Source organism: Agrobacterium sp. rho-13.3 (genome assembly GCF_033957765.2).
Classification (GTDB): domain Bacteria; phylum Pseudomonadota; class Alphaproteobacteria; order Rhizobiales; family Rhizobiaceae; genus Agrobacterium.
Genome location: NZ_CP192774.1, coordinates 2,394,580 through 2,409,019, shown reverse-complemented (window position 1 = coordinate 2,409,019; position 14,440 = coordinate 2,394,580). Strand labels below are relative to the sequence as shown.

10 protein-coding genes, 1 pseudogene and 1 riboswitch are annotated in these 14,440 nt (G+C 56.4%); of the genes and pseudogenes, 7 read left to right on the top strand and 4 right to left on the bottom strand.

Annotated features, from left to right (window positions below):
- Nucleotides 1-53: 53 nt before the first annotated feature.
- From RMR16_RS11870 to RMR16_RS11860, 3 genes are all read right to left on the bottom strand, one after another.
- Nucleotides 54-1,352, bottom strand: coding sequence for a CmpA/NrtA family ABC transporter substrate-binding protein (locus tag RMR16_RS11870; protein WP_320198029.1), 1,299 nt, complete (start codon nucleotides 1,350-1,352; stop codon nucleotides 54-56).
- A 369-nt stretch (nucleotides 1,353-1,721) separates the two neighbouring features.
- Complete coding sequence (locus RMR16_RS11865) at nucleotides 1,722-2,996, bottom strand: CmpA/NrtA family ABC transporter substrate-binding protein (RefSeq protein ID WP_320198030.1); 1,275 nt, start codon at nucleotides 2,994-2,996, stop codon at nucleotides 1,722-1,724.
- A gap of 20 nt (nucleotides 2,997-3,016) precedes the next feature.
- Entirely contained in the window at nucleotides 3,017-3,604 is a 588-nt protein-coding gene (locus RMR16_RS11860) for an ANTAR domain-containing response regulator (RefSeq protein WP_320198526.1), read from the bottom strand.
- Nucleotides 3,605-3,764: 160 nt separating this feature from the next.
- On the opposite strand from RMR16_RS11860, the gene RMR16_RS11855 reads away from it, so the two are divergent.
- The gene (locus RMR16_RS11855; protein ID WP_320198031.1) at nucleotides 3,765-4,478 is read left to right on the top strand and encodes a FadR/GntR family transcriptional regulator; all 714 of its coding nucleotides are present in this window, start codon (nucleotides 3,765-3,767) and stop codon (nucleotides 4,476-4,478) included.
- Here the strand turns inward: RMR16_RS11855 and RMR16_RS11850 are convergent.
- The gene (locus RMR16_RS11850) at nucleotides 4,475-5,905 is read right to left on the bottom strand and encodes an aspartate ammonia-lyase (RefSeq protein ID WP_320198527.1); all 1,431 of its coding nucleotides are present in this window, start codon (nucleotides 5,903-5,905) and stop codon (nucleotides 4,475-4,477) included. The two genes, RMR16_RS11855 and RMR16_RS11850, sit on opposite strands and share 4 nt — an antisense overlap.
- A 269-nt stretch (nucleotides 5,906-6,174) precedes the next feature.
- On the opposite strand from RMR16_RS11850, the gene RMR16_RS11845 reads away from it, so the two are divergent.
- The 6 genes and pseudogenes from RMR16_RS11845 to RMR16_RS11820 all read left to right on the top strand — a co-directional run bounded on the left by RMR16_RS11845 (nucleotide 6,175) and on the right by RMR16_RS11820 (nucleotide 14,426).
- Nucleotides 6,175-7,659 (top strand): amino acid permease, encoded by a 1,485-nt coding sequence (locus RMR16_RS11845; protein WP_320198032.1) that lies wholly within the window; start codon nucleotides 6,175-6,177, stop codon nucleotides 7,657-7,659.
- Nucleotides 7,660-7,664: 5 nt separating this feature from the next.
- On the top strand, nucleotides 7,665-8,618 hold the full coding sequence (locus RMR16_RS11840; protein WP_320198033.1) for an asparaginase: 954 nt from the start codon (nucleotides 7,665-7,667) through the stop codon (nucleotides 8,616-8,618).
- A gap of 63 nt (nucleotides 8,619-8,681) precedes the next feature.
- Nucleotides 8,682-11,021, top strand: a complete 2,340-nt coding sequence (locus RMR16_RS11835; protein WP_320198034.1) for a glucose/quinate/shikimate family membrane-bound PQQ-dependent dehydrogenase — start codon at nucleotides 8,682-8,684, stop codon at nucleotides 11,019-11,021.
- A gap of 160 nt (nucleotides 11,022-11,181) precedes the next feature.
- A riboswitch (cobalamin riboswitch) is annotated at nucleotides 11,182-11,409 on the top strand.
- Between the two features lie 274 nt (nucleotides 11,410-11,683).
- Nucleotides 11,684-12,634 (top strand): annotated as a pseudogene (locus tag RMR16_RS11830) (ABC transporter substrate-binding protein); the annotation flags it as partial.
- Between the two features lie 2 nt (nucleotides 12,635-12,636).
- Nucleotides 12,637-13,656: a FecCD family ABC transporter permease gene (locus tag RMR16_RS11825; RefSeq protein WP_320198035.1), complete on the top strand. Its 1,020-nt coding sequence runs from the start codon at nucleotides 12,637-12,639 to the stop codon at nucleotides 13,654-13,656.
- Complete coding sequence (locus RMR16_RS11820) at nucleotides 13,653-14,426, top strand: ABC transporter ATP-binding protein (RefSeq protein ID WP_320198036.1); 774 nt, start codon at nucleotides 13,653-13,655, stop codon at nucleotides 14,424-14,426. Before RMR16_RS11825 ends, RMR16_RS11820 begins: the two co-directional genes overlap by 4 nt.
- The last annotated feature ends 14 nt before the right edge of the window (nucleotides 14,427-14,440 follow it).

Below are 14,440 nucleotides of genomic sequence, written 5' to 3'. Positions count from 1 at the left end.
GCGTTGCACGAGTTCTGCCCCGTCCACATTGTTGGGGGAGGGGCGATAGCGTCTTACGAAGCGGCCTTGATGGAGAGGCTATCGAGATAGGCGGATGGATTTTCCGGGTCGAAGACCTTGCCATCGAAGAAGGTTTCCTTGCCGCGGGATTTCGATATTGGGATATCGGCAGCACCGACACCCAGATCCTTGGCGGCTGCGCGCCACAGGTCTTCACGGTTCACCTGCGTGACCAGCGCTTTAATGTCGGTATTGGCAGGCAGTTTGCCCCAGCGAATATTTTCGGCAAGGAACCAGCTGTCATGGCTCTGGAACGGATAGGACGCGTCGTCTTTCCAGAACTTCATGTAAAGGTCGGTGCCATGGGCCACGCGGCCATTGCCGTAATTGATGTCACCCTTCAGGCGGCCCAGCACGTCTTTTGGCGGCACGTTGAACCATTGGCGCTTGCCCAATATGGTCGCCATTTCATCCTTGTTGTCCATGCTGTCGCACCATTGCTGGGCTTCCATCACGGCCATCAGAATGGCCTTTGCGGCATTTGGGTTCTTCTCCACCCAATCGGCGCGCATGCCGAGCGCCTTTTCAGGATGGTTCTTCCACAATTCGCCAGTGGTACAGGCCGTAAAGCCGATGCCTTGGTTGACGAGTTGTTCGTTCCATGGCTCGCCCACGCAGAACACATCCATGTTGCCAACCTTCATATTGGCGACCATCTGCGGCGGAGGCACAACGATGGTGGAGACATCCTTGTCTGGATTGATGCCGCCAGCCGCCAGCCAATAACGGATCCAGAGATCATGCGTCCCGCCTGGGAAGGTCATGGCCGCCTTGATTTCCTTGCCTTCGGCCTTCTTTTTCTCAAATGCCGCTTTGAGCTTTGAAGCGTCCAGCTGAACGCCGGTATCGGCATATTCCTTGGCAACGGAGATGCCTTGGCTATCGAGGTTCAGCCGCGCAAGAATGGTCATCGGCGCGGGCACGTTGTTCTGCGTGACCTTGCCGGTGTGAATGAGATAGGCCATCGGCGTCAGCATATGTGCACCATCGATGCCGTTCGATGCGCCGCCGAGAACGAGATTATCGCGGGTTGCACCCCAGGATGCCTGCTTGGCGACCTCCACATCGGGCATGCCATATTTGGCAAACAGGCCTTTTTCCGCCGCGACAACTAGCGGTGCCGCATCTGTCAGCGCGATATAGCCAAGCTTGGCGCCTGTGACTTCCGGTACGGCAGTTGCTGCGAAAGCGCCTGAAGGAAATGACGATTTTATTGCGGTGATCAAAGCGGCTGTTGCGGTGGTCTTCAGAATGCTGCGGCGGCCTATGTTGCCAGTGAATGTCGGTTTCATTCGCATGTTCCCCATTTTTTGAGCCGCCTTGAGGGCGCTTGTTTGCCAAGTGCAGAAATAAAAAAACGCCGCTCGGAGATTGCGTTTGCCGGGAGAAAAATCCCGGACAGCAAAAACCTTGCGACGTCTGTGTCGTTGGTAAGCAGCGGTGAAGCGCTTTTATCCTCGATCGCCGTTGACCGAGTGATTTTTAGAACGCAAGCGCTATGCCAGTTTCAAATTTCTTGATTATGCATCTGTAATGCAATGGTTATTTTTGGAAACCTTGATGGCTGGTCAAATTTTAATCGCCGCATCGGCGGCTTATAATTTACGCATATGGTTGGTAAGCGCGACTGGATTGCGCAGCTTTTGTGCAGCGCAGAACGGTCACACTTCGTCTTCGTCGCGATGATTTTTGGTTCCTGCACTCACGGCAAAAGACCGAACATAGTCCTCTATGGCGCTCGGATCGAAGACATGGCCGTCCATAAATCGGTCATTTTCGGCATCGCCTTCGATGCGAATGTCGGGTTCTGAGGGGGCATTTTGTGCGCCCAATGCGTTGCGATAAAGATCGGTTCGATAGGCTGATGCTGCCGCTTCCGCGGCGTTGGTTGAGAATGTGGTCTGGCCCCAGCGGATCATCTGGCTATAAATCCACAGTGCCTGACTTTTGCGCGGGTAATTGGCAAAGTTGTCGTGGAAGGTGAAATAACGTTCGATGACCCTATGGTTGCCCTGTGCATCCACGTTGAAGCGTCCGGCCAAAACTTGCCGGATGATCTCGACTGGCGCCGCTATATATCGGGCATCCGCCAGTGTTTCGGCCAGCGCCCCATGATTTTCGGCTTTGTCGCACCAGCGGGCAGCGGCATCCAGCGCCACGATCAAGCGCGATACGGCTTCGGGCTGGGCTTGCGCCCATTCCGGGCGCATGCCGACAACCTTTTCCGGTGCCGATGGCCAGATGTCCTGTTTGGCGGCAACAATGCGGCCAATGCCGCGTTCGCTGGCCACCATGTTCCAAGGTGCGCCAACGCAAAAGCCATCTATGGCACCGGCTGCCAGCGCGTCGGATGTCAGCGGTGGTGGCACGACGACGAGTTTGACGTCGGTATCAGGGTCAATTCCGCCTGCGGCCAGCCAATAGCGAAACTCATAATTATGCGATGAGAAGGGGTAGGTAACGCCAAATGTCGGTGCCGCTTCGCCACGCGCGCGCATCTCGTCAAGCAGGGTTTTGAGCGCTTTGGCGTTTTCCAGCGCGCTTGCGGTTTCGGATAATCCTGTAACCTCACGCATCCGCGCAAAAAGCTTGGCTGACAAGGTGATGGCATTGCCGCCGCGCCCAAGCGAAAATGGCGTGATGGTGGGTGAGGGGTTCGAACCTAAATCCAGAGCTGAGGCGACCGGCATAGGTGACAGCATATGGGCGATATCGAATTGCCGAAATGCCAGGCGGTCGCGGACATTGGCCCAGGACACGTCCTTGACCAGATCAAGCTTCAGGCCTTCCCGTTCGGCAAAGCCGAATTCGGCGGCTGCAATCAGCACCGATGCATCGACAAGCGGAATGAAGCCGGCGCGCAAGGTGCGTTGGCTGTCATTGCCGATCAGGGCGGGGGTGCCGCCTTTTTTCCTCTCGTCGATTGTTGTCGTCATGTGCCTTGCTCCTTAGCCGTTCACATCAGCAAACCGGCTGCTGTCACCACGCTTTGCGCGATCTCGGACAGTTTTTTCTTCTCGTTCATCGCTGTCTGGCGCAACAGCGCGAAAGCCTCCTCTTCGGAAAGCCCGCGCATTTTCATCAAAATGCCCTTGGCGCGCTCAACGATCTTGCGTTCTTCAAGCGCTGATCTAGCGTCTGCCAGTTCCCGTTTCAGGCGGCTGAACGCATTGAAGCGGCTGACAGCCATATCCAGAATGGGTTTGACGCGCTCTTTTTTCAGTCCATCGACGATGTAAGCCGAAACACCCGCTTCGACTGCCGCCTCAATGGATGCGGTGTCGGATCGATCCACGAACATTGCGATGGGGCGACCGACCGTCCGGGTCAATTGGAACAAATGTTCCATCATATCACGGTTTGGATTTTCTATATCAATGACGATGACGTCAGGACAGAGTGTGTCGATAATCCGCGCGACGCCGTGAACTTCGTGGATGACGGTAACGCGATCATGGCCAGCCTCGCGCAGACCTTCCTCTATGATAGAGGCGCGAATGGCGTTTTCATCGATCACCAGAATTGTCAGGTCGCGTTGCGTCATGTGCGCATAAATGGCGCAGCGCATGAAGATTTGCAATCTTTTTCGGCGTGATTAAAATATATGCATGTTCCGCTGTTTTATCCGCGTTGTTACGGGTTAAAACTATTACCCTCTCGTCAGACCGCTTGACAACTCTCTCGCCTTTATGAAGGTTGGCACTATGAGTGCAGGGGCGGACTGGTTATCAGAAACAAGCCCGATTAGCCGAAAAAGTGCGGCGGAATCGGTTTTCGAAGAATTGCGTATGGCAATCGTCTCCGGGCGGTTGACTGTCGGCACCCGCTTGCCTTCCGAAACGCACCTTGCTGGCAGATATGGCGTCAGCAGGCCCATTGTTCGCGAAGCTCTGCGGTCTTTGCAAACCCTTGGCATGACCCAGACGCGGACGGGCAGTGGTACCTATGTGCTGACCGACAGACCCAGTCGCGAACTGCATTATGCTGGTTATTCTGCCCGTGATCTTATCGAAGCACGGCCATTCATCGAAGTTCCTGCCGCTGGCTGGGCCGCCGTCAGACGGACGCCTGAGCAGCTGGCGCGTATTTTGAAGTTGTGCGATGCGATGGACGCGCAGCACGATCCGCACAAATGGGTCAAGCTGGATTCGGAGTTTCACAGCGCCATTGCGGAAGCTTCCGGCAACTCCCTGTTCGCCAAGGTGGTTTCTGATGCCCGCGACTCTCTCAGTCAGCAATCGGAGCTGCTGAACATTATGGCGCAGCGTCAGGCTGCATCGAATGTCGAACACCGCCTGATTGCCGAAGCCATCGCTGCCGGTTCCGATGAAACTGCCCGAAGCGCCATGGAAGCACATCTCGGGCAGGTCCAACAGACCGTTACCGCCATTATCGGCGAAGAAAAAGCGCTGCGCTAAGGCGCAGTTTCGGGCTCCGGTGGAACGCTCGCCGTGTTTTTGAACGGCACATTTGCAAGCAATTCCGGTCTTAGCGCCAACTGCAATTGTTCTGCGGTCATATAACCCTTTTCCAGAACCACGGCAGGCACGGTGCGGCCTGATGCCAACGCTTCCTGCGCAACCTGCGTTGCCGCATAATAACCGATCAGCGGGTTGAGTGCTGTTGCAAGGCCAAGCGATTCTTCAAGCCTGCGGGCCATGATCTCGATATTGGCGGTAATGCCATCGACGCAGCGATCGGCAAGGGTGCGGCAGGCCGCGCTGAGTTGCGAGATGCTGTCCGACAGTGCTTTCACGATGATCGGCTCGAAGGCGTTGAGCTGAAGCTGTCCGCCTTCTGCGGCCATGGTGATGGTGATGTCGTTGCCGATGACGGCGAAGGCGACCTGATTGACCACTTCTGGAATGACAGGATTGATCTTGCCCGGCATGATGCTGGACCCGGCCTGCACCGCTGGCAGGTTAATCTCGCCAATGCCCGCGCGCGGACCGGAAGACAACAGCCGCAGGTCGTTACAGGTTTTGGACAGCTTGACGGCGACACGCTTGAGGACACCGGAAAGGTGCACGAATGCGCCGGGGTCTTGCGTGGCTTCGATGAGGTCGGCGGCGGTGACGAGCGGACGACCTGTGAGTTGCACGAGGTGCGCGCAGGCAACCTCCGCATAGCCAGCGGGCGCATTCAGGCGGGTGCCGATGGCGGTGGCGCCAAGATTGATTTCATGCAGCAATGCGGCGGATTCGATCAGGCGTGAGCGGTCCTCGCCCAGCATGATGGCAAAGGTGCGGAATTCCTGACCTAATGTCATGGGCACGGCATCCTGCAACTGTGTGCGGCCCACTTTCAGAATACCGTCGAACTCGGTTGCCTTGCGGGCGAACGCCTCCTGCAAAACCAGCATCGAGGCTGCAAGATCATCGATGGATTCGATCAACGCGACATTGATGGCGGTAGGGTAGGCGTCATTGGTGGATTGGCTGAGATTGACGTGGTCGTTGGGGTGCAGGTGCGCGTAATCACCTTTGGTATGGCCGAGAATTTCAAGGGCGCGGTTGGCGATAACCTCGTTGGCATTCATATTGGTGGAGGTTCCGGCACCACCTTGAATAACGTCCACAATGAACTGGTCGTGCAATGCGCCATCCCGAATTTCACGGCAGGCCTGAACGATGGCGTCCAGCCGCTGAGTGTCCAGCAAGCCGAGTTCATGGTTGGCCTTGGCGGCAGCTTCTTTCACGAATGCCAGCCCGCGAATAAGATAGGGATAACGGCCAATCGTCGTGCCTGTAATCTGGAAATTTTCGGCGGCGCGGGCAGTGTGCACACCCCAATAGACATCTGCCGGTACTTCCTTTTCACCCAAAAGATCGTGTTCTTTCCGCATCGACACCAGACTATCCTCCACTTGATTTACGTTTATATCTGTAAGGCTGCTTGACAGATTATGATCTATGTACGCCGAGTGTTGGAGGGCGTCAACGGGCCAACAGAGGGTTGACGCCGCAATTGAAGGCCAGTATTTGATCGGAAAATCTGTCTTACAACATGACAGGAAAAATCCTCTCATGTTGGTTTTATGAGGATGAAAGTCGCCGATTCCAGAGTGATGAATAGGGAGCCGGTTGGCGCGTGAGGAGCTCTGAGGGAGGGGCGATGTCAGTCAATAATCTAAACACACCAAATCATGGACGTCCGGTGGAGGTTCAGGAAGAACTTGGATACCACAAGGCGCTTAAACCACGCCAAATCCAGATGATTGCCATCGGCGGTGCTATCGGCACCGGGCTATTTCTGGGTGCAGGTGGCCGTTTGGCCGCGGCCGGACCGGCGTTGATTTTTGTTTATGCCCTGTGCGGCTTCTTCGCATTTCTGGTGCTGCGTGCACTGGGCGAACTTATCATGCACAGGCCCAGTTCCGGTTCGTTCGTGTCTTATGCCCGTGAATTTTACGGGGAGAAAATGGCCTTTGCCGTGGGCTGGATGTACTGGCTGAACTGGGCCATGACATCGGTTGCCGATGTGACCGCCGTTGCGATCTACATGAATTTCTTCAAGCAATATGTTTCGTGGTTGCAAGGCATCGACCAATGGGTCTTTGCGCTCAGCGCGCTTGTCATCGTGCTGGCCATGAACATGCTGTCCGTGAAAGTGTTTGGAGAACTGGAATTCTGGTTCAGTCTCATCAAGGTCATCGCACTTGCGACATTCCTTGTCGTCGGTATCTACTTCGTCATCTTCGGCACGCCGATTGAAGGCCATGCCACAGGTTTCAGCCTGATTACCGATAATGGCGGTTTCTTCCCGAATGGCATATTGCCCGCCTTTATCATCATTCAGGGGGTGCTTTTTGCCTATGCCTCGATCGAGCTGATCGGCACGACGGCGGGTGAAACGGAAGATCCGCGCAAGGTCATTCCCCGTGCCATCCGCACCGTTGTCGTTCGTCTGGTGGTGTTTTATGTCGGTTCGGTTCTGCTTCTGACGCTGCTTCTGCCCTACACGGCCTATAAGGCTGGCGAGAGCCCGTTCGTGACATTCTTCGGTTCGATTGGTATTCAGGGTGCGGATATCATCATGAACCTCGTGGTGCTGACGGCGGTTCTGTCCTCGCTCAATGCGGGGCTCTATTCGACCGGCCGCATTCTGCATTCCATGGCCATTTCCGGTTCTGCACCGGCGGCGTTGGCCAAGATGAACAAGGCGGGCGTGCCTTACGGCGGCATTGCCGTTACCGCCGTCGTGACGGTGATCGGCGTCATTCTCAATGCCATCGTTCCCGCTGCCGCGTTCGAAATTGCCCTTAATGTTGCGGCACTTGGCATCATTTGCGCATGGGGCGTCATCGTGTTATGCCAGCTCAAGCTGTGGCACCTGTCGCGGCGGGGGGAAATGAAGCGTCCTGATTTCAGAATGATCGGCGCGCCGTATACCGGCATACTGACGCTCATCTTTCTCTTCGGCGTATTGGTGCTGATGGCGCTGGATTATCCGGCTGGAACATGGACGGTCGGTTCTCTCGTCATCATTGTGCCGGCTCTTGTCGCGGGGTGGTATCTGTTGCGGAATCGCATTCACGAACTGGCGAAAGCCAACGCATTGAGCAACGCTGGCGCGACTGCGCACCGGGGTCAGAATTGAGTATTATGGAATCGAAAAAGCTGGTGGCTGTTCTAGCCACCGGCGGCACCATCGCCAGCAAACGTGATGAAAGCGGCGCTGCCAAACCGTCCCTGACGGGCGAAAGCCTGCTTTGCGGTATTTCCACTGACAATGTGGCGGTAAAGCCGGTTGAGTTGATGGCGAAGGATTCGTCCAGCCTCACCATATCCGATATGCAGGACATCAGCGATGCGGTGGGCAAAGAGCTTGCCGACCCGACCATTTCCGGCGTCGTCATTCTGCATGGAACGGATGCGATGGAAGAAAGCGCCCTGCTGGTTCATCTCCAGCACGCGCTGACCAAGCCTGTTATTTTTACTGGCGCACAGTTTACGGCAGATCATCCGGAGTCCGATGGTCCGGGCAATCTCGCGGCCGCCATTGCGGCGGCGGCTAATGCTGCCAATAGCCACAAGGGCGTTCTTCTCTGTTTCGGCGGCAAGCTGTTGCCTGCGTGGGGGCTTTACAAACGCTCTGCGGATGAGCGCGATGCGTTCGATCTTTCCGGTCAGGTCGATTGTCCCGATAGCCCTGGCTTTTCGCAAAACGTCAGCAACCTTCGGGTGGATATCGTTGCTATTTATCCCGGTTGCGATGCCACACATATCGATGCCAGCTTGAAAGCGGGCGCAAACGGTATCGTGCTGGCCGCACTTGGCTCCGGCAATGCCAATCCGCGGATCGTCGAGGGGGTTAAGCGTTGCACGGAAAACAACGTGCCGGTCGTCGTTTCCAGCCGCGTGCCTGTTGGCGGGCTGGTTGCCGGTTATGGCGGCGGTGGCGGTGGTCATGACATGGGTGCCGTTGGCGCAGTCCATTCGCGCACGCTGCGTGCCGGACAGGCCAGGATACTGCTTGCGGCGCTTATTGCGTCTTCGAAAAATCGCGAAGATATCAAAAACGCCTTCAACGATTTCCACAAAATGGCGAAAACGTGATTTTTTCGGGAACCTTTATGGCCTGATAGTGTTTCCCCGGCTGAAAACCACCGGGGGCTTTTCATGGCAGTGACATCAACTGCGGTTATCCTGACGCTTATTGGACTGGCAATTTTTGGCTTCGGCTCTCAGCTCGTCATGCTGGGCGGAAGCTTTTATTATGCATTGGCAGGGATCGCATTTGTGGTCACCGCTGTTCTTCTTTTTCAGAGAAACAAAGCGGCATTGCATTTTTATGCCGCTTTCGTGCTTGCAACGCTCATCTGGGCATTGTGGGAAGTCGGTTTCGACTGGTGGCAACTTGGACCGCGCGGCGGTTTCATTATCCTGATTGGCATGTGGCTTTTGATGCCATGGATCAGAAAGCCACTTGGTTTCACCAGCCCAACTGGCATTTCTTACGGCGCCAATGCCGTGCCGTTGCTGACAGCGGTTCTGGTCTCCGTCGGCGCTGCGGCCTTTGCGATGACGCAAGACCCGCATGATCTGCAAGGCGATCTTTCAAGCGAAATTGTTTCCGCATCTCCCTCTTACGGAAATGACGTGCCGGATGGTGAATGGCATCAATATGGGCGCACATCCTACGGCCAGCGCTATTCGCCGCTGACGCAGATCAATGCGGACAATGTGGGTCAGCTGAAAGAGGCTTGGCGCTACCGCACCGGCGATGTGAAACTGCCCAATGATGTGGGCGAAACGACCTATCAGGTGACGCCCTTAAAAGTCGGCAACTCGCTTTATCTCTGCACCCCGCACAATTGGGCCATTGCCGTTGATGCCGCGACCGGCAAGGAAAAGTGGAAATATGATGCCAACTCCGGCATGAACCCGGACCGCCAGCATCAGACCTGCCGTGGTGTGACCTATTACGCCGATGCCGCCGCACAGGCTGGTTCACTCTGCGCTGAGCGTGTGTACCTGCCGACATCCGACGCGCGTTTAATAGCGCTGGATGCGGCAACCGGACAGGTCTGCACATCCTTTGCAGACCAAGGCACTCTGCACCTCGAAACCGGCATGAAATACAATCCTGCGGGCTATTATTACTCCACATCGCCGCCTGCCATTGCCGGCAACAAGATCATCATCGGTGGTGCCGTCAACGACAACTACTCGACGCAGGAGCAGTCTGGTGTCATCCGTGCATTTGACGTCAATTCGGGTGCTTTGATCTGGAACTGGGATTCGGGAAACCCGACGCAGACCCAACCGCTTGCATCGGGTCAGACCTATACGACCAACTCCCCCAACAGCTGGTCGGTGTTCAGCGTCGATGAGGCGCTTGGGCTGGTCTATATTCCGCTTGGAAATCAGGTTCCCGACCAACTCGGCATGGGCCGCAGCGAAAATGTCGAGAAATATTCATCATCCATCGTCGCCCTGGACATAAACACCGGGCAGGATCGTTGGGTGCGCCAGACCGTGCATCATGATCTGTGGGATATGGATGTTCCCGCTCAGCCAGTGTTGCTGGACATTACCAAAAAGGATGGCCAGACGGTTCCCGCTCTCGTCGGCCCCACCAAGCAGGGCGACATTTATGTTCTGGACCGGCGCAGCGGCGAACCGCTCCTCGCCGTGACGGAAGAACCGGCCCCGGGCGGTGCGATCCCCGAGGATTTTTCTGCACCCACCCAGCCCACCTCGGCACTGTCGTTCAAGCCTGATCCGCTGGTGGAAAAGAACATGTGGGGCGTCTCCATGTTCGACCAACTGGCGTGCCGCATCCGGTTTCACCAGTTGAATTATAAGGGACGTTACACACCTCCGTCCTTGAACGGATCGCTGATCTATCCCGGCAATTTCGGCACATTCAACTGGGGCAGTGTCGCGGTTGATCCTGAGCGTCAGGTGATGTTCGGTATGCCGACCTATCTCGCCTTTACTTCACAGCTCGTGCCGCGTGACCAGATTCCACCGAGAGGACAGGATGAAAAGGGCAGTGAGCAGGGCCTGAACCGCAATGATGGTGCGCCTTACGGTGTCCTCATGGGTCCGTTTCTGGGTCCGCTCGGCGTTCCCTGCCAGGCCCCGCCTTGGGGTTACGTTGCAGGGGCCGATCTGCGCACCGGTGATGTGGCCTACAAGCACAAAAACGGCACTGTCTATGACATGACGCCGCTGCCGCTGCCCTTCAAGGTTGGTGTGCCTGGCATTGGTGGCCCGATGATTACCAAGGGTGGCGTGGCGTTCCTCGGTGCGGCTGTTGACAATTACGTGCGTGCCTACAATCTGACATCCGGCAAACAGCTCTGGGAAGCCCGCCTTCCGGCGGGCGGGCAGGCGACGCCGATGACCTATGCAATGGATGACGGCAAACAATATGTTGTCATCGTTGCGGGTGGACACGGCTCGGTTGGCACCAAAGCTGGCGATTATGTGATCGCCTACACGCTGCCCTGATTTTCATCCACATAAACTGACATTCGAGGCCGGGAAGGGCAACCTTTCCGGCCTCGGTGTAAGAAGATACTGATTTGTTTGGGATTTTTGTTGGCAGTACGCCTTGCTATGAATATGTAATAACATTACAAGATGGATGCTTGACGGGAGGTTTGGAATAGGTCTATCTGCTTGCGACGGTTTCGAGCGAGTGATCGTGAGGAATAATAGGGAATGCGGTGCGAACCTTTTTGGGTTCAATGCCGTGGCTGCCCCCGCAACTGTAGACGGATTGTCTAACCCACTGGCGCTTTGAAAAGCGTCAAGCCACTGCGGATCGATGTCGCGGGAAGGCGGGTGAAAACGAAAATCCGTGAGCCAGGAGACCTGCCGTTGAAAGTTCATTCCAATGTCACGGGCGGGGATGCCCGGAGCAGGAGACGTCATGATTGTATCTCGCGCCGCAACGCGCCTTATTCCATCTGCAAATATCCCGTTTCGGATCGTTTCAGACCATGCCTTTTTGGAGTGAGCCTCCACACATGTGCAAATAAGGCTTTTCCTGTGGAGAGGCCGCTGACGATTTCGGGGACCAATCGGAAATGACATTCAATTTCAGACACACGATCTGCGCTGCGACTTTTGCGGTTGCTGCATTCGGTACTGCCATGCCACCCGCCTATGCGGCCGAGACAAAATATCCCTTGATGCTCAACAATTGCGGTCGTGATGTAACCTTCACTCATGCGCCGCTGCGCACCGTATCCATCGGCCAGAGCACCACGGAAATTCTTTATTTGCTGGGTCTCGCGGACAAGGTCGTCGGCACGGCGGTGTGGATCGGCCCGGTCATCAAGGGTTATGAAGAAGCCAATGCCAAGGTTGAGCGTCTGGCCGATAATGATCCGAGCTTCGAAAGTGTTCTGGCCAAGAAGCCTGATCTCGTCACGGCGCAGTTCCAGTGGCATGTCGGCCCTGAAGGTATCGTCGCCAAGCCGCAGCAGTTCGAAGAATTGAAAATCCCCGTCTACACATCACCTGCCGATTGCGTCGGTAAAGACAACAGTGCCGGTGGAGACGGCGTGCGCCATTCCGTGTTCACGATGGATCTGATCTATCAGGAAGTCACCGAACTGGCGCAGATCTTCAACGTTCAGGACAAGGGCGAAAAGCTGGTTGCCGATCTGAAGGCGCGTGAAGACGCGGCGCGCAAGAAAATCGCCTCTGCGGAGGGCAAGCTTTCTGCGGTGTTCTGGTTCTCCAGCGCAGAGTTGGATATCGACCCTTATGTTGCAGGCAAGAACGGCGCACCCGGGTACATCATGTCCGCGCTCGGCATCAAGAATGTCATCGACAGCGAAGAGGAATGGCCAACGGTTGGCTGGGAAACCATTGCCAAATCCGAACCCGCCATCATCGTTGCCGGTAAAATGGATCGCCGCCGCTTTCCTGCCGATGACGCTGCCGTGAAGCAGAAGTTCTTGAAGGAAGACCCGGTGACGAACCTTATGCCTGCGGTCAAAAACGACCATGTCGTTGTGATGGATGCACAGGCCATGAACCCAACGATCCGCACCATCGAAGGCATTGAAGTGCTGGCTGATGCAGTCGTTAAGCTCGGGCTCTCAAACTGAGCATGGGCGCATGTTTCACCTTCACCCGTGCCGCTTTGCTGGCGGCCGGGTGTTTGCTTTTCGCGCTCTGGCTAGGCGCAGCAGTTGGCGAGACGTCCATTCCCATGGATGTGGTCGCCAAGACGGTCGCGAACCGTCTGTTTCACGCGACTTATTCGCTTGATGCGATCGATGAAGGTATTGTCTGGAATTACCGCCTCAGCCGGGCGGTGGTCGCGGCGTGTTGTGGTGCATCGTTAGCGGTCTCCGGTGTCGTCCTTCAGTCACTTTTGCGCAATCCGCTGGCCGATCCTTATATTCTCGGCATTTCTGCCGGTGCGTCTACCGGCGCGGTTGGCGTTGCCATTCTGGGCTTTGGCGCGGGTATGCTGACCATGCCGCTCGGTGCCTTTTTAGGTGCGCTTGTCGCCTTCGCGCTGGTCAGCCTTTTGGCATTGCGCGCAGGTCGCGGAAACAGCGCGATCATTCTTGCCGGTGTGGCGGGATCACAGCTTTTTAATGCTTTGACATCCTTCATCGTCACCAAGGCTGCCAATGCGGAACAGGCGCGGGGCATCATGTTCTGGCTGCTCGGCAATCTGTCCGGTGTGCGCTGGACTGATGTGTCGCTGGCTCTGCCCATCGCACTTGCCGGCTTTGCCGTTTGCCTGTGGCACGCGCGTGCGCTGGATGCCTTTACCTTCGGTTCGCAATCGGCGGCGTCGCTCGGCATTCCGGTTCGCCGGGTCTATATTATCCTGGCTGGCGTTTCAGCTTTGATGACCGCCATCATGGTCAGCATCGTTGGCTCCATCGGTTTTATCGGGCTGGTTATTCCACATGCGGCCCGCATGATTGTTGGTGTTCGCCACGGGAGTTTGTTGCCCGCCGCCGCGCTGATTGGTGCTATCTTTATGATTGCTGCCGATATCGTCTCGCGCACGATTATTGCCGGGCAGGTGCTGCCGATTGGTGTGATCACTGCCCTCTTCGGCGCACCGGCTTTTGCGCTCATTCTCAGCCAGCGCAGGAGCGCGGCATGATGCTTTCGGGACGCAATCTCTGCTGGTCCGCTGGTGGCGTGGAGATCGTCAAGAATGTCAGCCTCGACATTATTCCCGGCGAGTTTCTGGGCATTGTCGGGCCAAACGGCTCGGGCAAGACTAGCCTCATGTCGCTGATGTCTGGCTTGCGAAAATCCCGGTCTGGCGTTGTTATGCTGGATGGTCAGGACATTCAAGGTCTGAACCGTCGCGATATCGCCCGCGCCGTTGCATTGGTGGAACAACAGGCTGAAACGCAAGAACGCATCAATGCCCGCCAAGCAGTGGAGCTTGGCCGCACGCCTCACCTTGGTGCCTTGTCTCCGTGGTCACTAAGCGATGACGCCATCGTGGATCAGGCGTTGCGGGATGTGGATGCACAGCATCTCGTCCAGCGCATGTGGCACACGCTTTCGGGCGGCGAACGGCAGCGCCTGCATATTGCCCGCGCGCTGGCGCAACAACCGGAAATCCTGCTGCTTGATGAGCCGACGAATCACCTCGATATCGGCCATCAGATCGCCTTGCTGCATCTCGTGCGCAAACAGAAGCTGACGGTTGCTGCTGCCCTGCACGATCTCAACCACGCCGCCATGTTCTGTGACCGTGTGGCGGTGATGAAAGGCGGGCAACTGGTGGCACTCGGCAAGCCATGTTCGGTTTTTACGGCGGACCTCATCCGCGATGTTTTCGGCGTTGAGGTGGATGTGGAACACGACGGTGAAAAACTCTGCCACATCCGTTACCGCGCACCGCGTGACGATATTTGATCAATACCCAAGGA